The 25,163-nt window shown below is 72.7% G+C and carries 20 protein-coding genes; 9 read left to right on the top strand and 11 right to left on the bottom strand.

Translation table 11 applies throughout. The features are described 5' to 3' along the window. Window positions 1-20 precede the first annotated feature (20 nt). Genes wecC through LG278_RS19760 form a run of 5 tightly spaced genes read right to left on the bottom strand, consistent with a single transcriptional unit; the run spans window position 21 to window position 6,090 of the window. Window positions 21-1,283 (bottom strand): UDP-N-acetyl-D-mannosamine dehydrogenase, encoded by a 1,263-nt coding sequence (gene wecC / locus LG278_RS19780; protein WP_404389323.1) that lies wholly within the window; start codon window positions 1,281-1,283, stop codon window positions 21-23. Then, the gene (locus LG278_RS19775) at window positions 1,217-2,518 is read right to left on the bottom strand and encodes a glycosyltransferase (protein ID WP_404389322.1); all 1,302 of its coding nucleotides are present in this window, start codon (window positions 2,516-2,518) and stop codon (window positions 1,217-1,219) included. The genes wecC and LG278_RS19775 overlap by 67 nt, the downstream gene beginning before the upstream one ends. Continuing rightward, entirely contained in the window at window positions 2,515-3,339 is an 825-nt protein-coding gene (locus LG278_RS19770) for an ABC transporter ATP-binding protein (RefSeq protein WP_404389321.1), read from the bottom strand. Before LG278_RS19770 ends, LG278_RS19775 begins: the two co-directional genes overlap by 4 nt. Continuing rightward, window positions 3,326-4,258, bottom strand: coding sequence for an ABC transporter permease (locus LG278_RS19765; RefSeq protein ID WP_404389320.1), 933 nt, complete (start codon window positions 4,256-4,258; stop codon window positions 3,326-3,328). Before LG278_RS19765 ends, LG278_RS19770 begins: the two co-directional genes overlap by 14 nt. Beyond that, window positions 4,255-6,090, bottom strand: a complete 1,836-nt coding sequence (locus LG278_RS19760; protein ID WP_404389319.1) for a glycosyltransferase family 4 protein — start codon at window positions 6,088-6,090, stop codon at window positions 4,255-4,257. Before LG278_RS19760 ends, LG278_RS19765 begins: the two co-directional genes overlap by 4 nt. A gap of 156 nt (window positions 6,091-6,246) precedes the next feature. Between LG278_RS19760 and LG278_RS19755 the strand changes: the two genes are divergently transcribed. Beyond that, the gene (locus tag LG278_RS19755) at window positions 6,247-8,133 is read left to right on the top strand and encodes a glycosyltransferase (RefSeq protein WP_404389318.1); all 1,887 of its coding nucleotides are present in this window, start codon (window positions 6,247-6,249) and stop codon (window positions 8,131-8,133) included. Window positions 8,134-8,159: 26 nt separating this feature from the next. Beyond that, a complete protein-coding gene (locus LG278_RS19750) occupies window positions 8,160-9,359 on the top strand; it encodes a hypothetical protein (protein ID WP_404389317.1) in 1,200 nt (399 codons plus the stop codon). A gap of 69 nt (window positions 9,360-9,428) precedes the next feature. Here LG278_RS19750 and LG278_RS19745 read toward each other — a convergent pair whose 3' ends face one another. Together LG278_RS19745 and LG278_RS19740 are read right to left on the bottom strand one after the other, a co-directional pair. Then, entirely contained in the window at window positions 9,429-9,668 is a 240-nt protein-coding gene (locus LG278_RS19745) for a hypothetical protein (protein ID WP_404389316.1), read from the bottom strand. A 157-nt stretch (window positions 9,669-9,825) separates the two neighbouring features. Next, on the bottom strand, window positions 9,826-12,789 hold the full coding sequence (locus LG278_RS19740; protein ID WP_404389315.1) for a glycosyltransferase: 2,964 nt from the start codon (window positions 12,787-12,789) through the stop codon (window positions 9,826-9,828). Between the two features lie 79 nt (window positions 12,790-12,868). Here LG278_RS19740 and LG278_RS19735 point away from each other — a divergent pair, with 79 nt between their 5' ends. Further along, the gene (locus tag LG278_RS19735; RefSeq protein ID WP_404389314.1) at window positions 12,869-13,741 is read left to right on the top strand and encodes a DNA-formamidopyrimidine glycosylase family protein; all 873 of its coding nucleotides are present in this window, start codon (window positions 12,869-12,871) and stop codon (window positions 13,739-13,741) included. 143 nt (window positions 13,742-13,884) lie between these two features. Continuing rightward, window positions 13,885-14,295: a VOC family protein gene (locus tag LG278_RS19730; protein WP_404389313.1), complete on the top strand. Its 411-nt coding sequence runs from the start codon at window positions 13,885-13,887 to the stop codon at window positions 14,293-14,295. A 41-nt stretch (window positions 14,296-14,336) separates the two neighbouring features. On the opposite strand, the gene LG278_RS19725 is transcribed toward LG278_RS19730, so the two are convergent. Genes LG278_RS19725 through LG278_RS19715 form a run of 3 tightly spaced genes read right to left on the bottom strand, consistent with a single transcriptional unit; the run spans window position 14,337 to window position 18,302 of the window. Beyond that, window positions 14,337-15,305 (bottom strand): carbohydrate kinase family protein, encoded by a 969-nt coding sequence (locus LG278_RS19725; RefSeq protein ID WP_404389312.1) that lies wholly within the window; start codon window positions 15,303-15,305, stop codon window positions 14,337-14,339. After that, on the bottom strand, window positions 15,302-16,558 hold the full coding sequence (locus tag LG278_RS19720) for a hypothetical protein (RefSeq protein WP_404389311.1): 1,257 nt from the start codon (window positions 16,556-16,558) through the stop codon (window positions 15,302-15,304). Before LG278_RS19720 ends, LG278_RS19725 begins: the two co-directional genes overlap by 4 nt. Window positions 16,559-16,577: 19 nt before the next feature. Continuing rightward, on the bottom strand, window positions 16,578-18,302 hold the full coding sequence (locus tag LG278_RS19715; RefSeq protein WP_404389310.1) for a glycerol-3-phosphate dehydrogenase/oxidase: 1,725 nt from the start codon (window positions 18,300-18,302) through the stop codon (window positions 16,578-16,580). Between the two features lie 68 nt (window positions 18,303-18,370). On the opposite strand from LG278_RS19715, the gene glpK reads away from it, so the two are divergent. Further along, the gene (glpK, locus tag LG278_RS19710; RefSeq protein WP_404389309.1) at window positions 18,371-19,897 is read left to right on the top strand and encodes a glycerol kinase GlpK; all 1,527 of its coding nucleotides are present in this window, start codon (window positions 18,371-18,373) and stop codon (window positions 19,895-19,897) included. Window positions 19,898-19,924: 27 nt separating this feature from the next. On the opposite strand, the gene tpx is transcribed toward glpK, so the two are convergent. Next, entirely contained in the window at window positions 19,925-20,416 is a 492-nt protein-coding gene (gene tpx / locus LG278_RS19705) for a thiol peroxidase (protein WP_404389308.1), read from the bottom strand. Window positions 20,417-20,495: 79 nt separating this feature from the next. Here tpx and LG278_RS19700 point away from each other — a divergent pair, with 79 nt between their 5' ends. The 4 genes from LG278_RS19700 to LG278_RS19685 all read left to right on the top strand — a co-directional run bounded on the left by LG278_RS19700 (window position 20,496) and on the right by LG278_RS19685 (window position 25,051). Then, window positions 20,496-20,912, top strand: a complete 417-nt coding sequence (locus LG278_RS19700; protein ID WP_404389307.1) for an ankyrin repeat domain-containing protein — start codon at window positions 20,496-20,498, stop codon at window positions 20,910-20,912. Next, window positions 20,905-21,156, top strand: coding sequence for a hypothetical protein (locus LG278_RS19695; protein ID WP_404389306.1), 252 nt, complete (start codon window positions 20,905-20,907; stop codon window positions 21,154-21,156). The genes LG278_RS19700 and LG278_RS19695 overlap by 8 nt, the downstream gene beginning before the upstream one ends. A 71-nt stretch (window positions 21,157-21,227) precedes the next feature. Then, entirely contained in the window at window positions 21,228-24,089 is a 2,862-nt protein-coding gene (locus LG278_RS19690) for an alpha/beta fold hydrolase (protein WP_404389305.1), read from the top strand. Continuing rightward, entirely contained in the window at window positions 24,086-25,051 is a 966-nt protein-coding gene (locus LG278_RS19685; RefSeq protein ID WP_404389304.1) for an ABC transporter permease subunit, read from the top strand. The genes LG278_RS19690 and LG278_RS19685 overlap by 4 nt, the downstream gene beginning before the upstream one ends. Window positions 25,052-25,163: the final 112 nt, after the last annotated feature.

Raw genomic sequence — 25,163 nt, 5'->3', positions numbered from 1 at the left:
GGAGCTCGGGCCCCGGGCGCTCAGCGCCAGACGCCGCGCGTGTCGACGAGCTGGCGTCCACGCAGGTCTCCCAGGCTGATCGAGCGGAAGTCCGCGTGGTCCACGAGCAGCACGACGACCTGAGCCTCACGCAGGGCCTGCTGCGTCGGCACGAGCTCGACGTTTGGCAGCGCGGTGAGGGCGTCGGGCAGGGCCCGGACGTGCGGCTCGACCGCGAGGATGCGGGCAGCGGGGTGCTCTGCCGCGAGGGTCTCGGTGATCGCCAGGGCTGGCGACTCGCGCAGGTCGTCGATGTCGGCCTTGAAGGCCAGGCCGAGGCAGGCGATGGTCACCCGGCCGTCGGCGCCGCCGTGCCCCGAGGCCGTCACGGCGTCGTCGATCTTGGTGAGCACCGTGCGCGGGCGAGCGTCGTTGATCTCGCGCGCTGCCCGGATGAGTCGCGCCTGCTCCGGTGCGGCCGAGACGATGAACCACGGGTCGACCGCGATGCAGTGGCCGCCGACGCCGGGTCCGGGCTGGAGGATGTTGACGCGAGGGTGGTGGTTGGCCATCGAGATGACCTCCCACACGTCGACCCCGAGGTGGTCGCAGATCTCGGCGAGCTCGTTGGCGAAGGCGATGTTGACGTCGCGGAAGGCGTTCTCGGTCAGCTTGGCCATCTCGGCCGACGTCGCGTCGGTGAGCACGATCTCGCCGGTGACGAAGGTCCGGTAGAGCTCGGCGGCGCGCTCGGCGCACTCCGGTGTCAGACCACCGACGACGCGGTCGTTGGTGAAGATCTCGACCATGATGCGACCGGGCAGCACCCGCTCGGGGCAGTGCGCGAGGTGCACGTCGGGGATGCCCCCCAGGTGGGGGAGCTTGAGGTCGGGTCGCAGGTCCGAGATCCACTCGGAGATGAGCTCTGTCGTGCCGGGCGGGGACGTCGACTCGAGGATGACGACCTCCCCGCCGCGCAGCTGCGGGGCGATGGCCTCCGTGGCGGCACGCACGTGGCGCAGGTCGGGCTCGTGGTCACCGTGGAAGGGCGTCGGCACGGCGATGAGGTAGACCGACGCGGGCGGCACCTCCGTGGTCGCCGTGAGCAGCCCCCGCTCGACGGCCTCGAGGATCGCCTCGTCGAGATTCGGCTCGACGATCGGCACCCGTCCGGCGTTGATCTCGGCGACCGTGCGCGCGTTGACGTCGACCCCGACGACCCGCAGGCCGCGCCCGGTCAGTGCCGCGCAGGTCGGTAGGCCGATGTAGCCGAGACCGATGACGGCGATTCCGTCGTCGAACATGGTGTCTCTCCCGTGGTTGGTCGCTGGCCCTCCGGGCCGGAGGGCATCTGGGTGGCAGGGGTCGGTTTCCCCGGCTGCTCGGGGCGGCCGCGGCGAGCGAGGCCGCGGACGTGCGCCACGAACTCGTGCCCGACGGCGTTCCAGTCGTGGTGCTCGCGCACGTAGCGGTGCCCGGCCCGGCCGAGGGCAGCGCGACGCTCGGGGTCCGCAGCCAGCTCGATGAGGGCGGCGGCCGTCGCATCGGCGTCGCCGAAGGGCACGACGACCCCGCAGCCGGCCCGCGTCACGATGTCGCGCGCCAGCGGGAGCGGTGTCGTGATGACGGGGATGCCGTGGGCCATGTACTCGATGACCTTCGTCGGCATCGAGTGTCGGTAGTTGGGTCGGTCCTCGAGCAGGGAGAGGCCGGCGAGCGCCCCGTCGAGCATCGGCAGGGCGACGTCGCTCGGCACGAAGCCGTGGTGGCGCAGGTGCCCGCTCTTGACCGCCCACTCGAGCGCCTCGGCGGTGCGCGCGTCACGGGCCGGCCCGATGACCTCGACCGTGATCCGCCCCTTGCGCGCGACCGTGACCTGACGGCCGGTCTGCACGAGCGTCGCGGCCCCGCGCGGCATCGTCACCGATCCGAGGTAGACCGCTCGGTGGCACCCGGGCGGGGCGACCGTCTCGGGCACCCGCACCGTGTTGGGCACGACGAGGTGGTTGCCGGTGAACCGGTCGGCATAGGCGTGCTCGGCGAGGATGAGGTCGTGGCGTCGCTCCGCGTGCCGCTCGAGGGCCCGTGCTGCCGCCATTATCGGTCGGCGGGCGCGAGACGGCACCCAGTCCTTGGTCTCGATCGAGGCGACGGTGTCCTCGTGCACGTCCCACAGCAGGTTGCGCAGCCCCAGCCCGAGTGCCGCGACGAGCAGCTCCGGGTCGTGCACGATGACGACGTCGTGCTCGGCGCCCTCGACGCGCAGCAGCTCCCGCGCCGCCCGCATCGCCTCGCGGCGCGTGCGCCCGCTCGCGTGCGGGAGGTCGACGGGCCGCAGCCCGGCCACGTCGGGTAGGGGCAGTCCGTGCGCGACGAAGGGGGCGGCATACGTCACCTCGAAGCCGGCCTCGAGGAGCGAGCCGATCTCGCGGTGCCGGACCCGGGCGTCCTCGGGGTGGTGGACGACGGTCATGACGAGCGCGCGGTCGGGTCGGCTGGCCCGGTCGCCACGCCCGCGGGAGTCGTGGCGTCCTGTCATCGGCCGGCCTTGCGATGGCTCGCCTCGTAGGCGGAGACGACGTGCTCGGTGGGGCCGTCCATGATGAGCCGGCCCTGGTCCATCCAGAGCACGCGGTCGCAGGACTCCCGGATCGCGGCGTTGGAGTGGCTGACGAGGAAGACGGTGCTGGCGTGCTCGCGGATCTGCGCGATCCGCTCGCGGCTGCGCGCCTGGAACTCCGCGTCTCCCGTCGCGAGGGCCTCGTCGATCATGAGGATGTCGGGGGCGGCCGCTGTCGAGATGGCGAAGCGCAGACGCGCGCCCATGCCGGAGGAGTAGGCGCTCATGGGCAGGTCGACGAAGTCGCCGATGCCCGAGAACTCGACGATCTCGTCGTAGCGCTCGCGCACCTCGCGGGGCGACAGCCCCAGGGCCAGCCCGCCGATCATGACGTTGCGTGAGCCTGTGAGGCCGGTGAGCAGCACCGCGTTGATGCCGAGGAGGGCGGGTCGGCCTGCGGCCCAGGCTCGCCCACCACTCGGCGGGATGAGGCCGGCGATGGCGCGTAGCAGGGTGCTCTTGCCCGACCCGTTGCGTCCGATGATGCCGACGGCCTCGCCATGACGCACGACGAAGGAGACCTGCTTGACGGCGTGCACCTTGCGCACGGCGCCCACGTCGATCTGCTTGCGGCGCTGCAGCATTCGCTCGAGCCATGGCTGCTCGCCCTCGGTGGTCGTCACCCTCTTGCGTGCGCCGAAGACCGTGTAGGTGACGTCGAGCTCGGAGCAGATCACGCTCGGTGCCGGTGCGCCGGGACGCTCGCCGGCTCGATCGGTGGCTGGCTCAGTCACTTCCATAGCGACCCTCCCCGCGCCAGAAGAAGACGAGCCCGCCGGCGCCCAGCACGAGCGCCCAGAGGCCGGCTGCCGCCCAGCTCGACCACGTCAGCGGATACTGCTCGAGCAGTGCCTCCCGGGCGATCGTCAGGGTGACCGCGAAGGGCTGGTAGAGCAGCAGCATGCTGACGATCCCGTGGCCGGCGTAGTGGGTGATGCTGAAGAAGACGCCTGAGACGTAGCGGGCCAGCCGGATGCCAACCGGCACGAGGTTGGCCGTGTCACGAGCCGCGTTGACGACGCGGGCGAGGAAGAAGGCCATCCCGAGGTTGATGACCGTCTGCAGCAGCAGCGCCGGGCCGAAGAGCAGCCAGTGCCACGAGAACGGCTCTCCCGTCAGGGGAATCATGATCAGCAGCACGGCGAAGGCGGGCAGGTTGACGAAGAGCTGGGTGAGCGTGACCGACATCGGCAGGATCGCGCGTGGGAAGCGCAGCGCACGCACCAGCCCGATGTTGGACGTGACGGCTCGGGCCCCGGCGATGACCGCCGACGCCGAGTAGCCGAACACGAAGATGCCGACGGTGAGGAAGGCGATGTAGTTGTCGGTGCCGCCCCGCGTCTCGAGGAGCACCCCGAAGATGAGGTAGTAGGACCCGACGAGCAGCAGCGGGTTGATGACGGCCCAGAGCTGGCCGAGGTGGTTGTTCTGGTTCGTCGCGTAGGCCTGGGCCGACGACAGGTGCCACACGAGGTGCCGGAAATCCCAGATCTCGCGCAGGTAGTGCCGCCGAGGCGGCCGCACACCCAGCTCCGAGAGCCCCGCGGACCGCGCCAACTCGGCGGACTCCTCGGGTGAGAGCGGGGTGGGGGTATGCCGCGGCGTGACCGCGTCGCTCGTCGCCTCCACGGCCCCCGGCTGGGTCGACAGGGTGCTCACGAGGCCAGCCGGACCGGACGATCCGACGTGGACCCGGACGTGGAGGTGGACGTGGAGGCGGACGAGGACGAGGAGGTGCGGGCCGGACCGACGTCGAGGGAGGTGTAGATGTCGTCGTAGGCACGGGCGGCCGCACTCCACGTGCGATGGCTCGCGACGTGGGCGCGTCCGGCCCGGCCGAGCGACTCCCTGCGCCGCGGGTCGTTCGTGAGGTCGACGATGGTCGCCGCGAGGGCTTCGAGGTCTCCGGCCGGCACGAGCACCCCGCGCGGGTCGCCGGTGCCAGGTCCACCACCAGTCCCAGCGCAAGCCCCACCACCAGCCTCGGCCGCAAGGAGCTCGGCGAGGGGCGGCAGGTCGCTGGCGACGACCGGCCGGCCGAGGGCCATGGCCTCGACGGGCTTGAGGGGCGGCACGAGGGCCGTCACCGGGGTGTCTCGGCGCGGCACGCAGAAGATGTCGATGGCCGCCTGCGCCGCCAGGGCCGCGGCGCGGGGGAGCCGGCCCGTCACCATGACGGAGGTGCGGATTCCCATGTGGTGCAGACGCTCTGCCGCGCGGGTCAGGGTGTCGCGCTCCGGACCGTCGCCCACGACGAGCACGACGACCCGTGCGTCGTCGATGAGCCCAGCGGCATCGACGAGCAGGTCGATGCCCTCGTAGGCGTTGAGGGTCGAGACCGTGCCCACGACGACGGCATCGGCGGGGATGCCCAGGTCGCGTCGGGCCGTGGCCCCGTCCGGCGTTGCGGCGAGCAGGCTGTCGTCGACGCAGTTGCCGACGACGTGCACCCGGTGCGCGTCGATGCCGCGGGCGACGACCTCGTCATGCATGGCGGTCGACAGGGTCACAACCGCTGAGGCGAGCTGCATGCACCGGGTCTCCGTCTCGCGCGTCCAGCGGTAGAAGTCGCTCGTGGGGTCGCCACCCCTGGAGCGCCAGGTCTCCTCGAGCAGGCCCCTCACCTCATAGACGACCGGGAGGTCGAGCCGACGACCGGCGATGAGCGCGGCCTGGGCGTTGAGGTGGTTGCTGTGGGCGTGGATGACCTCTGCACCCCGAGCGGTCGCCTGCATCGCCACGGAGTCGGCGTGCCCCATGAGGGTGCGGTCGGGCGCGCCCGGCGACACGGTGACGTGGGGTCGCAGCGAGCGGAGGTAGGAGATGCCGTCGCGGGTGGCCGACTCGCCGGCGGCGAGCCGGCCCTGGGTCACGGGACAGCCCGGCGGCGTGACGGCAGCCACGCGCTGACCAGCGGCGTGCTGGGCGGTGAGGATGCCGTGCGTGCGGATCGTGTAGCCGGCCTGCACGTCCGGCAGGGCGTTGGTCACGACGTGGAGCACCGCGGCCTTCGAGGACGTGGCGCGACGCGGGCGAGGCGCTGACAGGGGCTCGATGGCCGCACCGCCCAGCACGGCGGCCTGCCCGTCGAGCCAGCGTCGATGACGACGGACGAGCGGTCCGCGGCGGCCGGCCAGGCTCGCTCGCGCGCGCAGCAGGTGACCACGGCTCTCGAGGACGTATGCCGTGTGGCTCGCGGCGCTCTCGGCGTCCTGCGTCCCGAGGCCAGTGGCGGCACCGGCGGCCAGTGCCCGCTCCCGCGCGCGGCCCGTCGTCGTGGTGACACGGAGGGCGAGCAGGCCCCTTGCGGCGTCACGCCGTCCGGCCGCTGCCGTCAGCACGATGCCGAGGGGCGTCGCCCCGGCCAGGTCGGCGGCGGGCGAGAGGACGGCTCTCGGCAGCAGACGACCGCACACCCACGCCGCCTGCCACGGGTTGCGGGCCAGGTGGACCATCACCGTGGACAGCGCCGTCGGTGTGTTGCGCAGCACCCTGAGCCCCGCCGGGAGGTCGGTGGCCAGTGGCCGCGAGTTTGCCTCGCGTTCAACATGAATTGCCACACTGGCGCCGCGTCTGGGGGTCACGACACCAGCGTCGGGTGACTCGCATAACGCCAGACCCGTGCCAATCGAACGAGAGTCGAACAGATGCCAAAGTCTGTGTGGGCCGCGGGACCGCTGGCCCGCGATGTCACACGGGTGAGCAGTGCCCTGAGCCGGGCCGTCAGCGATCCGCTGGCGCGAGAGGATCTCCCGCGCAAGCTCCGAGTCGAGCTGAAGCGGCGGCTGCCCGCGCTGCCTCGGGCACGCAACCGCGTCGACGTGCCGAGGCCCGAGATCCCGACCGGACCGGTCAACCGGCCGGATGTGACGGCCGCGGTCATCCTCGACGACTTCTCCGCCCTCGCCCTGCGCTACGAGTGGCAGCAGGTCGCGGTCGAGCCCTCCACCTGGCGGGCGACGCTCGCCGAGCAGCCGGTTGACCTGCTCTTCGTGGAGTCCGCGTGGCACGGCAACGGTGGCGCCTGGCGTCTCGCCATGACGGGCGCGGGGGCTCCGTCCGACGAGCTCACGGCGCTCGTCGAGTGGTGCCGGCAACGCGGCATACCGACGGTCTTCTGGAACAAGGAGGACCCGCCCAACTACGACGCGTTCCTCGAGACCGCGCGCCTCTTCGACCAGGTCTTCACCGTCGACGCCAACTGCGTCGAGGACTATCGGCGGGACCTCAGCCATGACCGGATCGCTCTGCTGCCCTTCGGTGCCCAGCCGCGGATCCACACCCCCGTCCGGCGCGGGGCGGGCCGCTGCCGCGAGGTCGCCTTCGCCGGCACCTGGTTCGCCGACAAGCACGACGCCCGACGCGAGCAGATGGACACGGTCCTGGCGCCCGCCCTGCCGCTCGGCCTCGAGATCTGGTCGAGGATGGCGGGAGGCGACCGGCGCTACCAGTTCCCGGGGGCCTACGCCCGGGCTGTCGTCGGCAGCCTCCCCTACGAGCGACTGCTGGGCGCCTACACGTCCTATCGCGTCTTCCTCAACGTCAACTCGGTCGTCGACTCGCCGACGATGTGCGCGCGCCGTCTCTTCGAGCTCTCGGCGGCGCAGACCCCGGTGCTCTCGGCTCCATCCGCAGCCATCGAGCCGTTCTTCGGTGACACCGTGCGCGTCAGCGACTCGCCCGAGCAGACCGGTCTCGAGCTGAGGGCTCTGCTGCAGCACGCGGAGTATCGCGACCGCCTCGCCCTCCGGGCCCACCGCCGGGTGCTCGACGAGCACCGCTACGAGCACCGGGTCTCCACGGTGCTCGACGCCGTCGGCATCGAGACGGCCCCGCGTGACTGCTCCGTCTCGGCCGTCGTGCCCTCGATGCGACCAGCCCAGGTCGACCACGTGCTCGACTTCATTGCGGCACAGTCGCATCGGGATCTCGAGCTCGTCCTCGTGACGCACGGCTTCACCGTCGACGAGTGGGAGCTGCAGTCTCGGGCGCGGTCCCTCGGCCTGACAGACGTCGTCGTGGTGGCTGCCCCCGCGGAGTGGACCCTCGGCAGGTGCATGAATGCCGGCGTCGAGGCCGCGTCGGGCCGCTACGTCGCCAAGATGGACGACGACAACCACTACGCGGAGCACTTCCTCAGCGATCTCGTCCGCGCCTTCGACTACTCCGAGGCGGGTGTCGTCGGCAAGTGGGCGCACTACGCCCACCTCCGCTCGACCGCCGCGACCCTGCTCCGCTTCCCCGATGCCGAGCACCGCTACGTCGACCTCGTGCAGGGAGGCACCATCGTCGTGCCCCGCGACCTCGCACGGCAGGTGCGCTTCGAGGACCTCCCGCGCCGGGTCGACACCACCTTCCTCGAGAAGGTCCGCCGCGACGGTGGCCGCGTCTACTCCGCCGACCGCTTCAACTTCGTGTCGATGCGCGCGGCCTCCCCGGACGGGCACACCTGGCCGGTGTCGGACCTCGAGCTGCTCGCACGCCGCGGGTCGCTCGTCTTCCACGGCGACCCCGTCGCGCACGTCACCGTCTGAGCAAGCCCACCACCGACCGGAGATCCGTGACCATCGTGAACGCAGCGCCGCCCGCCCGTCGGCTCGTCGTCTCCTACTGCTTCCCGCCCTACGCCGACACGGCCGCGATCGTGGCTGCCAAGCGAGTGGCCGAGCACGGCGAGCCCGTCGACGTCGTCTTCAACGCGATGGACGCGATCCGCAGCCGCGACCCCGGCCTCGTCCGGCTCTGCGACGGTCTCGTGCGCCGGTGGGCCGCGGTGCCGTCACGCACCGCGTTCAGCTCCTGGGCCTCGATCGGTGACTTCCAGAGACTGGGCCTCTCCGAGGTCGCGCGCTGGGAGGCGGAGCAGGGGCCCTACACCTCGCTCTACAGCCGGGCGCAGTTCGCCGCGTCGCACTTCCTCGCAGCCGAGGTGAAGCTGACCCGGCCCGGGATCGTCTGGGACGCCGAGTTCTCCGACCCGCTCTCCCATGACGTCAAGGGCGGAGTGCGCTCCTCGCCCGCGGCCGATGACCGCTCGCTCCGGCGCCTGCGCCATGCCATCGAGCGGGCGGGCTTCCGGCCCCCAGGTGGCACCAACGCCTTCGAGTGGTGCGAGGTCGCGGCCTTCGCCCTCGCCGACCGGGTCGTCTTCACCAACGCGCACCAGCGCGACTTCATGCTCGAGGCGTGCCATGATCCGGACCTCGCGGCCCGGGTCTCGCAGATCGCGGTGGTGTCGCCGCACCCGACACCACCTGCCGAGCTCTACGCGGTGGGGAAGCCGGAGCTGGCGCTCGACCCGGCAGTGCGTCACCTCGGCTACTTCGGCAACTTCTATGCCAACCGGGGCCTCTCGCTCGTGCTCGACGCCCTGGGCCTGCTGCCGGCCTCGACCCGGGAGCGGCTCGTGCTGCACGTCTTCACGACCGATCCCGACGAGCTCGACGCGGAGACGGCCCGGCGCGGTCTCTCCGGTCAGGTGCAGGCGCGACCCTTCGTCGGCTACCTCGACTTCCTGGCGCTCGCGAGCCGAATGGACTGCCTGCTCGTCAACGACGCGGTCAGCCCGGCCGGCGGCCGCAACCCGTTCCTGCCCTCGAAGTGGAGCGACTACCGCGGAAGCGGCACCCCGGTGTGGGGGATCGTCGAGGAGGGGAGCGCGCTCGATGCCCAGCCGCTCGACCATCGCAGCCCGGTGGGCCATCTCACGGCAGCAGGGCAGATCCTCCAGCGCATCGCCGGAGGCGCCGCCCGCGCGTGACCGCAGCCCCCGCCCCGCCCGGCTGCACCCACCCGGGACCCCGGCCCCCTCGCCGTCGACGGACTGCCGTCAGGCGTCGCTGCGAGGCCGATACGGACGGCCCGTGGTCGGGCGCACCCGGATCTCGCGGTAGAGGCGCAGGTCGTCGCGCAGGGCCGGGGGGATCGGTAGCCGTCGCCGGGCGAGCTCGGCGGCATACAGCTCCATCGCCTCGAGCAGCTCCCCGTGGGCGAGCTGCAGCTGGTCACGGTCCACGGTGCCGGAGCGCAGCTCCATGACGCGGGCCCGGGCCGCCGAGACCCGTGCCATCAGCTCTGCTCGCCTGTCTGGGAGCGGCGGTTCAGGGGGTGGTCTGGACGTCATCAGCCGGCTTCCGGGGTGATCCGTCGCCGCGCAGTGCGGCTGACGCGATGTGCTCTGACAGTACGCCTCGACCGGGGCGGCGACGGCCGGGGCCCGCACGAGCTCATCCGAGCACGATGCGGCGCAGCTGGTCTCCCGTGGTCTCCCCCGCGAAGCGCTCGGCCACGACGCGGGCAGCGAGGGCCCCCTGCGACGACCATTCGCCGCGGCTCGAGAGCGTGAGCACCCGCTCGGCGGCGGCATCGACGTCATGGGCCACCCAGTCGTCGGGGAAGAGCCGTCGGGCGCCGCCGATCTCGGCGTAGACGGGCCAGTCGCGCACGACGGGCACGGCCGCGCTCGCGGCCATCTCGACGAGTCCGATGTGGAAGCCCTCGCGCCGGCTCGAGCTGACTCCCCACCCGACGCGGCGCAGCACCTCGGGCAGGCGCTTGCTGTAGCCGACGAAGTCGACGGCGTCGGCGAGCCCGGAGCCGCCCGCCAACAGGCGTGCCCGGACGTGCCGCGCGGCCCGGCTCTCCACGGTGTTGGCGCTCCTCAGCGGGAAGTCTGCGCCGATGAGGAGAAGTCGCCAGCGGTCGTCCTCTTCCCGGAGCCGCTCGAGCAGGTCGAGGGTCCAGCCCGGGTCCTTGACCTGCTGGGCCCAACCGACCATGCCCAGCGTGTGCTCCGCGCCGGGCAGCTTCGGCAGGGCATAGCGGTCGGCCTCGACGGGGTTGGCCACGACGTGCTGGCGCACGCCGTCCAGGCGCCCGCCGAGCGCCCGCTCCGTGGCGAGCCGCAGGTGCTCGCTCGGGAAGATCGCGTCGTCGACGCGCTCCCACCGGGCGGTGTGCAGCCAGGCGCTGAGGGTGTCGACACCGTGGAGCCGCACGACGACCCGCGTGTGGTCGGGCACCTGCTCCGTGGCGACCGTGAGCCCCTTGTCGGCCCAGTCGACGAACAGGACGTCGGCGTCGAGCGCGGCCGCCGTTGCTGCGTCGAGCACGGGTGGCACTCCGGCGGCCCGGGCCACGCGCTCGCGCACGCTCTCCGGGTCGATGGCGGTGTTGCCGTAGCGCCGGTCGGTCTCGGCGAGGTCGAGCACGTCGACCTCGGCGTGCTGCTCCAGCTCTCGCACGACCGCAGCCGCGAACTTGGGGTAGGCCCCCGGCAGCACCGTCACACGCGGCCGGCCCTGCCGCGCCGAGATCCCACCCACGGGTGGGCGCGACATACGTGCCGGACGCGACGCGACCGTCGGGCTGATCAGCTGCCCGACCTGCGAGGTGCGCAGCGGCGCAAGGAAGTCCGCGGGATCGGAGACGAGCGGCGAGGTCGTCGCGGCCGTGTGCAGCACTCGGGCGAAGAGCAGGTCGAGGGCGAGGCTCGTGAGGAAGGTGACGCGGTCGAGATCGCCCGACGCCAGCGCCTCGTCGGCGTGGCGCAGGCAGGTGCCGACGACGGCGGGGACGTCCACCCGGGCCGGGCCGGCCTCGTCGACCGCGACCAGCTCCTCGAGCACGCTGTGCCCGGCGGCCTCCGCCTCTGCGGCACCCGTCGCCGCGAAGCAGTCGTCGAGCAGCTGGGTCGCCGCAGCCCGCCGTCCCGCCCGCACGAGCCGGTATGCCGCCCCCGTCCAGAGCGCCGCCGGTGACGGGTGCTCCCGGGTCGGTTGGGCGGCGGCGAGCAGTCTCGACGCCTGACGCAGCCCCAGCGCCTCGGCGCGGCTGAAGCCCGTGCGGCTCGCTGCCACCTCGAGCGCCAGCGCGGCGAGCTCGGGACCTCGGTCGCGGCGTCGGTCGCGCGGCTGGTGACGGGTGTGGTCACGGGTGCGGTGAGGGCGCAGGTCGGCCCCGACGCCGAGGCGGTCGACGACGTGGTCGCCCGCGATATCGAGGACGAAGAGCTCGTGGGGGCCTCGCAGCAGGTCCGCGGCCGCGCGGTCCGTGTGAGCGAGGCCGGGCGCTGCGACCCGGGCCGGCAGCACCTCGGGCGCCACGCGACGCGCGACCCGAAGCCCCTCGCGCGTGAGGCGCCGGGCCAGTCGGCCGGCCCGGGCGGCCCGTGGCGGGTCGGCACCCAGCAGGCGACGGACCGTGGCGGAGGCCGCCGGCTCGACGGCGGGAAGGTCGTCGGGCAGCAGTGCGAGGCGGTGGCCCGTCCGACCCGAACGCAGCGGGTCGGCGAGCCGGCCTCTCAGGTGGAGGACGCGGACGGCATACCCCGCCGTGATGAGCAGGCGGAGCGCGCCGGCGTGCTCGTTGACCGACCGGGCGTCACCGGCCACGACGACGAGCGGATGGGCGAGGCGCGGTGCGGTGGTGAGGGCAGCCCACGGGGAGCGGGCGCGTCCGAGCTGCTCGCGCACGAGGGCGTCGACGAGCTCGGTGGGCGGGGCGGTGCGCAGCTCGTCGACGACGGCGAGCCGTGAGGCGAGGTCGCGGGCGCCGGAGGGCCCCGCGGTGCGGAAGTAGGTGGCGCCGCGGTGCGCCGGCGTGAGGTCGTAGCCGCTGAACTGCCGCTCGAAGGTGCCGAAGAGGTGGGCCGTCAGCACTGCGTCCTCGTCATGGGCCAGGGCGGACGCGAAGGGCGTGTCGACCAGCCAGGCGGTCGGATAGACCTTGCCGCCGACCGCGCTCGCCAGCTCGAGGTCCGTGACGCCACCACCGGACCCGCCCTCAGCACGGGATCCGTCGGGCAGCACGTCGACGACCCGGCCGGCCGCGACCCGGTTGGGAGCCGCCGAGCCCAGAAGCAGCTCGAGATAGTCCGGAGCCACGAAGTCGTGCTCTCCGACGAAGGTCGTCCACGTGCCCCGGGCGCGGGCCACGGCGGCGTTGCGGGCCGCTGCCCGGGTCGTCCCGTCGGCGGCCACGAGCACCACCTCCGGGCCCGATGCGATGCCGTCGAGGTGCACGGTGACCCGGGCGGCGACAGCGGCACGATGGGCGGCGGAGTCGTCGGCCAGGGTCACGACCACCTCGAAACGGTGCATCGCCAGGGTCTGCGCGGCGAGGCTGTCGAGGCACCGGCGCAGGTGGTCGCTCTCGGCGAGGGCGGGCACGACGACGGTCAGCTCTGGCACGCGCCGACGTTAGGCGCCACCGCTTACAGTGCGGAGAACACCACGTGACGAGCACGTGGACACGAGGAGGTCACCTGCCGTGCCCGAGGGCGACACCGTCTGGCGCACCGCGCAGCGCCTCCACGCCGCCCTCGGGGGCAAGCCGATCGTCGAGGCCGACCTGCGCTGGCCCGAGATCTCGACCGCGGACCTCAGCGGTCGCGCGACGATCGAGGTCGTGAGCCGCGGCAAGCACCTGCTGCACCGCGTCGAGGGCGGTCTCACCCTGCACTCGCACCTGCGCATGGAGGGGCAGTGGCGGGTCGAGGCGACCCCCTCGCTCGCGGCCCGGTGGCGCCGCAACCCGCAGCTGCGGGCCCTCGTCTCCGCGCCCGACTGGACGGCCCTGGGCCTGAGGCTCGGGATGCTCGACCTCGTGCCGACCGCCCGCGAGGCCGACCTCGTCGGTCACCTCGGGCCCGACGTGCTCGGCCCCGACTGGGATGCCGCCCGCGCCGTCGACAACGTCGCGCGCGCCCACGTGCCCATCGGGCAGGCCCTGCTCGACCAGCGCAACCTCGCCGGGGTCGGCACGATGTGGTGCGCCGAGACGCTCTTCCTCGAGAAGGTGCCGCCGTGGAGCCTCGCCGACGAGGTCGACCGAGCGGTGGTCGAGCGGGTCGTGAGCCGGGCACACCGCCTCATCGACAACGGCAAGGGCCATGCGGTGCAGTCGAGCACCGGGTCCTACCGCCTCGACGACGCGCACTACGTGCACGCCCGGAGCGGGCGGCCATGTCGCCGCTGCGGCTCCACGGTGCGCGTCGCCCCGATCGGGGTGCCGCCGCAGGAGCGGACGATGTTCTACTGCCCCGGCTGCCAGGGGGGTCTCGGTCCCAGCGACGACGGCCGCGTGCAGCGCCCGCTCGGCGCCGAGGGCCGATCGGCGTCAGGTCGGCGCGTCGCCCGTTGACGAGGCCAGACCGGCGGGCGGCTGGATCGGGCAGGCGGATCGGGCCGAAACCCGACCGCTGTCGGCGCGCCGTCCTAACGTGAGTGGTCGAGACCGGCAGACCGCACGGTCCACCCCGAGACCCGACCCCGAAGGAGTGCGTCATGGCCTCTCGACTCAACCCCTACATCAGCTTCAAGGGCAACGCCCGCGAGGCCATGGAGTTCTACACCTCCGTCTTCGGAGGTGATCTCACCGTGAGCACGTTCGGTGAGTACGGCGACACCGGGCCCAACGCCGACGGCATCATGCACGCCCAGCTCGAGACCCCGAGCGGCTACACGATCATGGCCTCCGACACCCCCGACGGCATGTCCTACGAGCCCGGCACCACCATCACCGTCAGCCTCAGCGGTGACGACCGTGACGAGCTGCGGGGCTACTGGACGAAGCTGGCCGACGGCGGCACGGTGTCGATGCCGCTCGAGAAGCAGATGTGGGGCGACGAGTTCGGGCAGCTGACCGACCGCTTCGGCATCGGCTGGCTCGTCAACATCGCCGGCGAGCAGTCCTGAGCGACGATCCGCGGGGCCGGGCCACGGCGTCGCTGAGCACGTCAACGGCGCAGCCGGACGAGCTGGGCAGCCAGCTCGCTCGGACCGACGAAGCTCGTGTGCGTGCCCTCGGTGCCGCACGCCCAGGCCCCCGAGACGGCGCCCGCCAGCGCGGCTGACCGAGCGCCCCGGCCGGCCAGCCAGGTCGCCAGGAACCCCGACACATAGGCGTCACCAGCACCGTTGGAGTCGACCACCGGGCGGTCCGGCACGTCGACCGCCGGCACGGTGAAGCTGCCGCCCTCGCGCACCGTGACCCGGCTCCCGCGCGCGCCGTCCATGACCACGACGACGCGAGCCCGGCCGCGATCGAGCACGTCGGCGACGACGGCCTCCTCGACCTCCCCGAGTCGCGAGCCCGACACGAAGACGAGGTCGGCGGCATACGCGAAGGGGCGGTGGTGCGGGTTGTCACCGTCCCAGTCGTGCAGGTCGGTCGAGGTGGTCAGGCTCCGGCCGGTCGCCTCCTCGAGCGCCGCGACGGTCCACGGCATGATCGAGGCGTGCACGTGTCGCGTCGCCGCGACCGCGTCACGCCACAGGTCGGGGTCGGGCACGAGGTCGTAGGGGTGGCGCGGGTCGTAGAACGACATCCGTCGCCCCTGGGCGTCCACGAGGTTGACCGCGCGCCGCGTGCCGGAGGGGTGCACGACGTGGTCGAACGGCACGCCCTCGGCGGCGAGGCGGCTCGTCACCAGGCGACCCTCGATGTCGTCGCCGATGACGTCGACCAGACGCGTGGCGAGCCCCAGGTGGTGGCAGCCCAGTGCCACCCCGGTGCCCGTGTGACCGACGAGCGTCTGGATGGGCGGCACGACGTGCGAGTCGGCGAGCGGCACCGGGAGCGTCTCGACCCGCACGATGGTGTCGACCCCGGCCCCGCCGACGACGAGCACGTCGGTGGGTGGTCGTGGCGGCCCTGTCGGCGTCGTCGGCGTCGTGGGGTCGGACGGCGTCGTCGGCGTCGTCATGGCCGCGTCACGCCGAGGATGCCGAGGCACATCTCGTCGGTCGTGCCCTCGCCCCACACGACATACCGCTCCGGCAGGTCGCGCAGCGCGGGCAGCTTGTCGCGCCAGGCCTGGTCGTGGGTGCAGGTCACCCGCAGACGGTCGCCGGGCTCCATGGCAGCGGGGGAGATCGAGACGGCGCCCTGGTCGTCGAAGTCCCAGACCTCGGTGTCGAGCAGTGTGCGCGCCGCAGCGGTGCCGGGGTTGAGCTCGATCCGGATGCTCGACCCCATCAGGTGCATGTGCCCGGCGGCGGTGCGCACCGTCGCCGGTTCCTGCACGGTGCGCGTGCAGGTCTGGGTCGTGCCGGGGCGGGGCTCGAACGAGCCGTTGCACAGCAGCAGGAGCCCGGCCACCATGCGACCGGAGGTGGCTCCGAAGCGTGCGGCCACGTCGCGCACGGCAGCGTCGCGGTCGCAGAGCGGTTCGGTGTGGCCGGTGCGGCACGGCAGCTCGACCGGCGCCGGCAGCAGCATCGTGTCGAGGGGGGTCAGGGCGCGCGTCGAGAGTCGCAGGTCCACCGCAGTGCGATCGGGGGTGACGCCGTGCCGCAGGTTGTAGTGCACCTGCAGGACGAGCAGCGAGCCCTTTTCCAGGGGGATGCCGATGTCGCGATCGAGCAGCTGCTCGGTGCCGCCCGGCGCCCAGGCACCCACCCACGGGGCGTCGTCGAGCAGCGAGCCCTGCGACTCGAGGCCGGTGCCCCCGAAGCAGGTCCACCCGTCACCGGGGGTCTCCGCGTCGCGCTGACGGGCCGCGGCCGCCTTCGTCGGCGGCACGCGATAGAGGATGACGTGGTGCACCTCGGCTGGTTGGCCCGGCACGATGTCGAAGCCGGTGACGAAGGTGTCGGCGGCGATCCGGGGGTCGAGCACGAAGCAGCGGTAGTCGTCGGTGCCGCCGCTCGGTGCAGCGGGGGTGTAGGGCGCCGACACCGCCACGGTGCGGATCGACTCGCCGGACCGGAGGGAGGCCGGAGCCGGCCGCGGCGACGACGCCGCCGAGCCGTGACCCGACACGGCGGGCTGCGCTGCGCCGGAGGTCGGCACCGACGTCGCCGGCGACCCAGGGCGGGTCGTCTCGGCGTGGGTGGCTCCCGCGTGTCCGTCGAGGCGTGACTGGGCCGTCGGGTTGGGGGCCCCGCACCCCGCGACGAGAGCAGTCGCCGCGGCGAGCGCCGCGACGCACCGGGCGAGACGCCGTCGGGTGGTCACCCGTCCAGTCTAGGAAGGCTCAGGGATTCTCGGGCGCCCTACTGACGGGGATGCGCCGGTTGTCGGGGGCGCTGAGGCGCTCGGCGTTGGCCTCGGAGTCGGCCAGCTCCTTCTGCGACTCGAGCTCGGCCGAGACCCGGGCGCGGTAGGCGGCAACCTCACGCGCGACCCGCTCGTCGTCCCAGCCGCAGATCGGAGCGATGAGCCCGGCCACCGCCTCGGCGGTCTCGGTGCCCCGGTGCGGGGTCTCGATCGAGATGCGGGTGCGGCGGGCGAGGATGTCGTCGAGGTGCAGCGCACCCTCGTGCGTCACCGCGTAGACGACCTCGACCTGGAGGTACTCCTCCGCGCCAGGCAGTGGCTCGAGCAGGCTGCGGTCGCCCTCGGCGAGGGCGAAGAGCTCGTGCACGAGGGAGCCGTAGCGCTGGAGCAGGTGGTTGATGCGCCACACCGGGAGGTCCTGGTGGCGGGCGAGCCGGTCGACCTGGTTGACGAGCGCGGGGTAGCCCTCGGCGCCCAGCAGCGGGATGAACTCGGTGACGCTGTCGGACACGTCACCGCCGATGTCCTCGCGGGCGGCGTCGACGGCGTCGGCCGCCATGACGCGGTAGGTCGTGTACTTGCCTCCCGCGATCGAGATGAGCCCGGGCTGGGGCCGCGCCACGGCGTGCTCGCGGGAGAGCTGGCTCGTGTCCTCGCTCTCGCCCGACAGCAGGGGCCGCAGGCCGGCATAGACACCCTGGATGTCGTCGTGGGTGAGCGGCACGTTGAGCACGGCATTGAGGTGCTCGAGGATGTAGTCGATGTCGGCGCGGGTCGCTGCCGGGTGGGCGCGGTCGAGGTCCCACTCGGTGTCGGTCGTGCCGATGATCCAGTGCGTGCCCCACGGGATGACGAAGAGCACCGACGTCTCCGTGCGCAGGATGAGCCCGCTCTCGGAGTTGATGCGGTCGCGGGCGACGACGATGTGCACGCCCTTGGAGGCGCGCACGTGGAAGCGGCCGCGGCCGCCGGCCATCGTCTGGATGTCGTCGGTCCACACGCCCGTGCAGTTGATGACGACCGACGCGTGCACTTCCACGCGCTCGCCGGTCTCGACGTCCTCGACGACCGCACCGACGACCCGCTCGCCGGCCCGGAGCAGCTCGACGACACGGGCGGAGGCCAGGACCGTCGCGCCGTAGGCCGCTGCCGTGCGGACCGTCATCATCGTGTGGCGGGCGTCGTCGGCCTGGGCGTCGTAGTAGAGCAGGGCGCCGGTCAGCGCATCGCGCTTGAGAGACGGCGCGATCCGCAGGGCGCCGGTGCGGGTCAGCTGCTTGTGGCGAGGCGTCGAGCGGGCGCCGCCCATCGAGTCGTAGAGGGTGAGTCCGGCTGTGACATAAGGCCGCTCCCAGCCGCGACCGGTGAGTGGATAGAGGAAGGACACCGGCCGCACGAGGTGCGGAGCGAGCCGGGTGAGCATCAGCTCGCGCTCCTTCAGTGCCTCTCGCACGAGGTCGAAGTTCATCTGCTCGAGGTAGCGCAGGCCGCCGTGGAAGAGCTTCGAAGACCGCGAGGACGTGCCAGACGCGAAGTCGCGCTGCTCGACGAGGGCCGTCGACAGCCCGCGGGTCGCCGCGTCGAGCGCGGCCCCGGCGCCGGTGACGCCTCCACCGACGACGAGCACGTCGAACGTCTTGGTGGCCAGTCGCTTCCACGCCGCGGCGCGGTAGTCGCCGTCCAGCCGGACCGGACTCGTCATGCGGCCCCCTCAAGCCGTGGTGCTGAGGGCTCCACCCTAACCGCGGCGGCCGGGGGTAGGTTCGGCACATGCCGACAGCGCACAGCAGCCACGTCGTCGCGATCGACCAGGGCACGACGAGCACCCGGGCCATGGTCTTCGACCGCAGCGGGAGGGTGGTGGCCGTCGACCAGCTCGAGCACCGGCAGATCTTCCCGCGCGCGGGGTGGGTCGAGCACGACGCCCTCGAGATCTGGCAGAACACGCGAGCGGTCGTCGGCGGCGCACTCGGCAAGGCCAACCTCAACGCGACGCACATCGTCGCGGTCGGCATCACCAACCAGCGCGAGACCGCCGTCGTGTGGGAGCGGGTGACCGGACAGCCGATCCACAACGCGATCGTCTGGCAGGACACCCGCACGCAGGCGATCTGCGACGAGCTCGCCGGCGACGTCGGGCCGGAGCGCTTCAAGGCCGTCACCGGCCTGCCCCTCGCGACCTACTTCGCCGGGCCCAAGGTGCGGTGGATCCTCGACAACGTCGACGGCGCCCGTGCGCGCGCCGAGGCGGGCGAGCTGCTCTGCGGGACCATCGACAGCTGGCTCCTCTGGAACCTCACCGGCGGGGCCGACGACGACGGCATCCACGTCACCGACGTCACCAACGCCTCACGGACCCTCCTGATGGACCTGCGCACCCTCGCCTGGGACGAGCAGATCGCCGCCGAGATGGGCGTGCCGCTCGCGATGCTGCCGGAGATCCGCTCGTCCTCGGAGGTCTACGGCACGTGCAAGCCGGGCATCCTCATCGACGTGCCGGTCGCGGGCATCCTCGGTGACCAGCAGGCGGCGACCTTCGGGCAGGCCTGCCTCGAGGTCGGCACCGCGAAGAACACCTACGGCACCGGCAACTTCATGCTCCTCAACACCGGCACCGAGATCATCGACTCGACCCACGGGCTGCTGACGACGGTGTGCTACCAGCTGGACGACGCCCCGCCGGTCTATGCGCTCGAGGGCTCCATCGCAGTCACGGGGTCGCTCGTGCAGTGGCTGCGCGACAACCTCGGTCTCATCTCCGACGCCAAGGAGATCGAGACCCTGGCTGCGACCGTCGACGACAACGGCGGCGCCTACTTCGTGCCGGCCTTCTCGGGACTCTTTGCTCCGCACTGGCGCTCCGACGCCCGCGGCGCGCTCGTCGGCCTGACGCGCTTCGTCAACAAGGGACACATCGCCCGCGCCGTGCTCGAGGCCACGGCCTTCCAGACCCGTGAGGTGCTCGAGGCGATGAACGCCGACTCGGGCGTGCCCCTCACGGAGCTGCGGGTCGACGGCGGCATGGTGGCCAACGAGACCCTCATGCAGTTCCAGGCCGACCTGCTGGGGGTCGACGTCGTGCGCCCGCTGATCGCGGAGACGACGGCCCTCGGCGCCGCGTATGCCGCCGGGCTGGCCGTCGGCTACTGGGAGAGCACCGACGAGATCACCGAGAACTGGGGCGAGGACCGCCGCTGGTCACCCCAGATGGACGAGGTCGAGCGGGAGCGGCTCTTCCGGCAGTGGAAGAAGGCGGTGCAGCGCACCCTCGACTGGGTCGACGACGACACTGCCTGACGGCATACCGTCTCTCGGTGGTCGCGATCAGCCGAGCGCGGCGATCGCGGCGTCGTAGTCGGGCTCCTGGCCGATGGTGGGCACGACCTGCGTGTGCGTCACGACGCCCTCGGCGTCGATGACGACGACCGCGCGGGCGAGCAGGCCGCGGAAGGCGCCGTTGTGCAGCTCCACGCCGTAGTCCTCGCCGAAGTGCGAGCGGAAGGTCGAGGTGACGAGCACCTTGTCGATGCCCTCGGCGCCGCAGAAGCGGTTCAGCGCGAAGGGCAGGTCGGCCGAGACGCAGATGACCGTCGTGTCCTCGAGGCCCGCGGCGATCTCGTTGAAGCGCCGCACGCTCGCCGCGCACACGCCGGTGTCGACGCTCGGGAAGATGTTGAGCACGACGCGCGTGCCGTGCGGCAGCGTCACGTCGTGCAGGTCGGCCCCGGTGAGCGTGAACTCGGGGGCGGTGTCTCCCACGGCGGGGAGCTCTCCGACGGTGTGGACCTCGGTGTCGCCGAGACGCGTGGTAGCCATGCAACGGTTCTAGCATCCGGAGGCCGACGCTGCGCGGGCCGTCCGCCGTCGCCATCCGCCGCCGCGTAGGTTGGGTGCCATGACGGAGCAGACGGGCCCGCCGCTCGACCCCGAGCAGACGCGACAGGTCGTGGCGATGGCCATGGAGCTCGCGCGGGAGGGTCGCACCAAGATGCTCGCCGACCTTGTCGACCACGGACTTCCCGTCGACGTCTTCGACCACGCAGGCAACACGGTGCTCATGCTGGCGGCCTACCACGGCCACCCCGACACCGTGTCCGCGCTCCTGCAGCGGGGAGCCGACGTCGACCGCCGCAACGACCGCGACCAGTCACCCGTCGCCGGAGCCCTCTTCAAGGGCGAGGAGGAGGTCGTGCGGCTGCTCGTCGCCGCCGGGGCAGACCTCGACGCGGGCACGCCGAGCGCGCGCGGCACCGCGCAGCTCTTCGGGCAGCAGCACCTCATCGAGCGCGAGGAGGCATCCGGCCGTGGCTAACCCGCAGCCGTCGACCGGGGCCGGCACCCGCTTCGTCATCAACATGATCGGGGTGGTCGGACTCGTCTTCGGCGTCCTGCCCATCGTGCGCTACCTCCTGCAGCTCGAGATCTTCGAGTTCTCGACCGCTCCCTACGACTGGCTCCAGCTCGAGGGCGCCGCACGCTTCCTGCCCCCGGCGATCGTCCTGGTCGTCTGCATGGCCGCGGCCTACCTGCTGGAGAAGCGGCTCGAGCGCCGCTGACGGGCACCGGGGCATCCCAACCCTCGACGGTGGATGACCGTTCAATGAGACGCCCGTGATGTGATGTGGGCATGTCGGTCCGGGCCTCCCTCCTCGCCGCGCTCGTCGTCGGCTCCAGCCTGACCGTCGCGCCCGGTGTGTCGGCGGCCCCGGCGCAGTCCGCGGCCGCGCCGAGCGCCGTGGTGGCGGCCGACGCCGTGACGCCCGAGGTCGCCTCCGTGCCGGTCGGCCCGGAGCCGGACGGCACCGCCGTGCAGCTGGACGTGTCGGTGTGGCCCCAGTCCTCGGGCAAGCACCCCGTCGTCCTGCTCGCCCACGGCTTCGGCGGCTCCAAGGACTCCCTCACGACCCAGGCGAACGCCCTGCACGCGCGGGGCTACGTCGTCATGGCGTGGAGCGCCCGCGGGCACGGCGCGTCAGGCGGCCGGATCCACCTCAACGACCCGGCCTACGAGATCACCGACGCCCGCGCACTGCTCGACCTCGCGGCCGAGCGCGGCGATGTCGAGCTCGACGCTCCCGGAGACCCGCGCGCCGGCGTCATGGGCGGCTCCTACGGCGGGGCGCTCGGCCTCATGCTCGCCGGCGCCGACCCTCGCGTCGACGGCGTCGTCTCGGCGATCACGTGGAACGACCTCGCCACCGCGTTCTTCCCGCAGGCGGCGGTGACCGCCGCACCGACGACGGCGGCCGGCCGTGCGCCGATCGCCACCGCAGGCCCCTTCAAGCAGGTCTGGGCGACCAACTTCTTCCTCTCCGCCAGCCGCGGTGCCGGCACCGGCGCGAGCACGGGCGCGACCAGCGACAACGGTGCGGCTCCCGCCGACGCGTGCGGACGCTTCGACCCGACGATCTGCCGGCTCTTCGTGCAGACCTCCGAGACCGGCACCGCCAGCCCCGAGCTGACCGCCCTGCTCCGCGCCCACAGCCCCCAGCCGACGATGGCCGAGGTCAGCGCGCCGACCTTCCTCGTGCAGGGGGTGGCCGACTCGCTCTTCGGCCTCGACCAGGCCGACGCCAACGCGCAGGCGCTCGCCGCCTCCGGCACGCCGTATGCCGTCCGGTGGAGTGACGGTGGCCACGACGGCCCGAGCAGCCACGAGGCGGAGGAGACCGAGGCCTCCTACCAGTGGCTCGACCACTACGTGCGCGACAAGGCGCCGCTCGACGGTCCGCTGCCGACCGCGGCCTTCACCTACGGGATCCCCGCCACGCGCGGGGGCCAGCCGAGCACGCTGACGACGCTGCCGGCATACCCCGGCCTGTCGGGTGGTGCGCGCGACACGCGCGAGCTGCCGCTGACGACGACCGAGGGCGCGCTCGTGCACCCGCCCGGCGGCCAGCCCGCCTCGCTCATCGCGGTGCCCGGGCTCGCCGCCCTCGGGATCAGCCTGTCGACCTACCAGATCGCCGCGCTGCCAGGGCAGTCGACCGCGCTCGACTCGGCGCCGACCACCGAGGCCGCAACCGTCGTCGGGTCGCCCACGATGCGCTTCACCGTCACCTCCGACAACCCCGACGTGACGCTCTTCGCGTCGGTCTGGCGGGTCACCGGGGGGTCGGTGACGCTGACGAACCCGCTCGTCGCGCCGGTGCGCCTCACCGTGACGCCGGGCCAGCCGAGCCCGGTGACGATCTCGCTGCCGGGTGCGACCTACGACCTGCCCGCGGGCACGCGATGGCGCGTGCTACTGACGAGCACCGAGTCGACCTACTCCAACTCGCGCGAGCCGAGCCGCATCCGCATCACCGACGCGTCGGCCCTGACGATGCCCGTCGCGGCCGGCGCCAGCGTCGGGGGAGTCGTCGCCGGGGGTCTCGACACCGAGGCGATCATCGCGCTGTCGCTGCTGGGTCTCCTGCTGCTCCTCGCCCTCGTCGGCTGGCTCGTGCGGCGCCGGCGCCAGCGCCACCTGCCCGCGCGACCCGACCTCGCCGACATCCCGCTCGTCGTCGAGGGCCTCGTCAAGACCTACTCCGACGGCCACCGGGCCGTCGACGACGTGTCGTGGCGCGCCGAGAAGGGCCAGGTCGTCGGCCTACTCGGACCCAACGGCGCCGGCAAGACGACGACGATGCGCATGGTCATGGGCCTCATCGGGTCGGACGCCGGCTCCGTGCACGTGCTGGGCGAGGCCGTGTCGGCCGGGTCACCGGTACTCGGCCGCGTCGGCGCGCTCATCGAGGGGCCGGGCTTCCTGCCGCACCTCACGGGTCGCCAGAACCTCGAGGCCTATTGGGCCGCCACGGGCCGCGCCCCGCAGGACGCACACTTCGACGAGGCCCTCGACGTCGCCGCGCTCGGCGGGGCCGTCGACCGGCCGGTCAAGTCCTACAGCCAGGGCATGCGTCAGCGGCTCGGCATCGCGCAGGCGATGCTCGGGCTGCCCGAGCTGCTCATCCTCGACGAGCCGACCAACGGGCTCGACCCGCCCCAGATCGCGGCCATGCGTCCGATCCTGCGGCGCTATGCCGAGACCGGGCGCACCGTCGTCGTGTCGAGCCACATGCTCGCCGAGGTCGAGATGACCTGCACCCACGTCGTGGTCATGCACGCCGGCCGGGTCATCACCTCCGGCCTCGTTGCCGACCTCGTCGACAGCGATGACACGACGATCCTCGACCTGCCCGAGCACGTCGACCACGACGCCCTGAGCGCGGGGGTGCACGCGCTCGAGGCCTCCGAGGGTGTCACCGAGGTGCGCGTCGACACCCCGACCCGGCTCGTCGTCGTCGCCGACCGGGGCCGCGCCGAGGTCGTGGCCGCGGCCGTGATGGCCGGCCTGCCGGTCGTCGGCGTCAGCAGCCGCCGCCACCTCGAAGAGGTCTTCCTCGGCGTCATCTCGTCGGCCACCGCCCCCGGTGAGCCCATCGAGCCCGGTGACGAGGGCGCCTCCCTCGTCGAACGACTCAGGCAGGTGAGGGCGCGATGAGCGAGACGCCACGACAGCCACGCGACGGCGCCCGAGATCTCGAGGGCGTCCGCACGAGCGAGGAGCAGGCGCCCGGTGAGGCGCTGCTCGACGTCATGGAGCCTGCCGACACGGCAGCGAGCCAGGAGATCACCCACGTCCACAGCCCGCTCTCGTGGCGCGCCGAGGTGCGGCGGCAGTGGGGCCGGCGGCGCACGACGTGGGCCTTCGGACTGCTGCTTGCCCTCCCGCTCGTGCTCGTCGGCTCGTTCTTCTTCGGCGAGCGCTCGACCAACAACCGCGGTGGCGCCACCACGCGGATCTTCGACCTCGCGCAGAGCGGAGCCGCGAACTTCAGCCTCGTGCTCGTCTTCCTGGCGTCCGAGCTGTTGCTCGTGCTGCTCGCGGCCCTCTTCTGCGGCGACGCCGTGCCGTCGGAGGCCTCGTGGGCGTCGCTGCGCTACCTGCTCGTCGCGCCGGTGCGACGGGCGCGGCTGCTGACGAGCAAGCTCGTCGTCGGCGTCGGGTCGACCCTGCTCGCCACCGTGCTGCTGCCCGCATGGGGCTTGCTCGTCGGCGGCGTCTTCTACGGCTGGGAACCGCTGACCAACCCCATCGGCGAGGACCTCGGCTGGGGGCAGTTCCTGCCGCGGCTCGCCCTCGCCATGGGCTACATCTTCATCACCCTGCTCCCGATCGCGGCCATCGCCTTCTGGCTCGGCACCCGGTCGGACGCGCCGCTCGCGGCGGTCGGCGGGGCGGTGCTCGTCAGCATCCTGCTCAACATCCTCGACCAGCTCGACGCGCTCGAGCCCTACCGCAACGCCTTCCCCGGCCACTACTCGAGGGCCTGGCAGGACGCACTCGCGGTGAGCCCGGACTACGGCGACATGCTGCACGGCGCGCTGTGGTCGCTCGTCTGGGCGGTCGCGTTCACGATGCTCGCCTACCGCCGCTTCCGCCGCACCGACATCCTCAGCTGACGGTGCGGTCGAAAGCCCCGGACCGTCGGACCCACAAACCGCTGCCGGTGCGGCCAGGGCACGCTCGACCGGGGCCCGCCACGCAGGCTTGTGGGTCCGACGGGCAGCAGCC

It is taken from the genome of Humibacillus xanthopallidus (assembly GCF_044793955.1).
GTDB classification, from domain to species: Bacteria; Actinomycetota; Actinomycetes; order Actinomycetales; family Dermatophilaceae; genus Humibacillus; species Humibacillus xanthopallidus_C.
The sequence above is the reverse complement of the archived record's forward strand: the minus strand, read 5'-3'. Positions and strand labels throughout refer to the sequence as shown.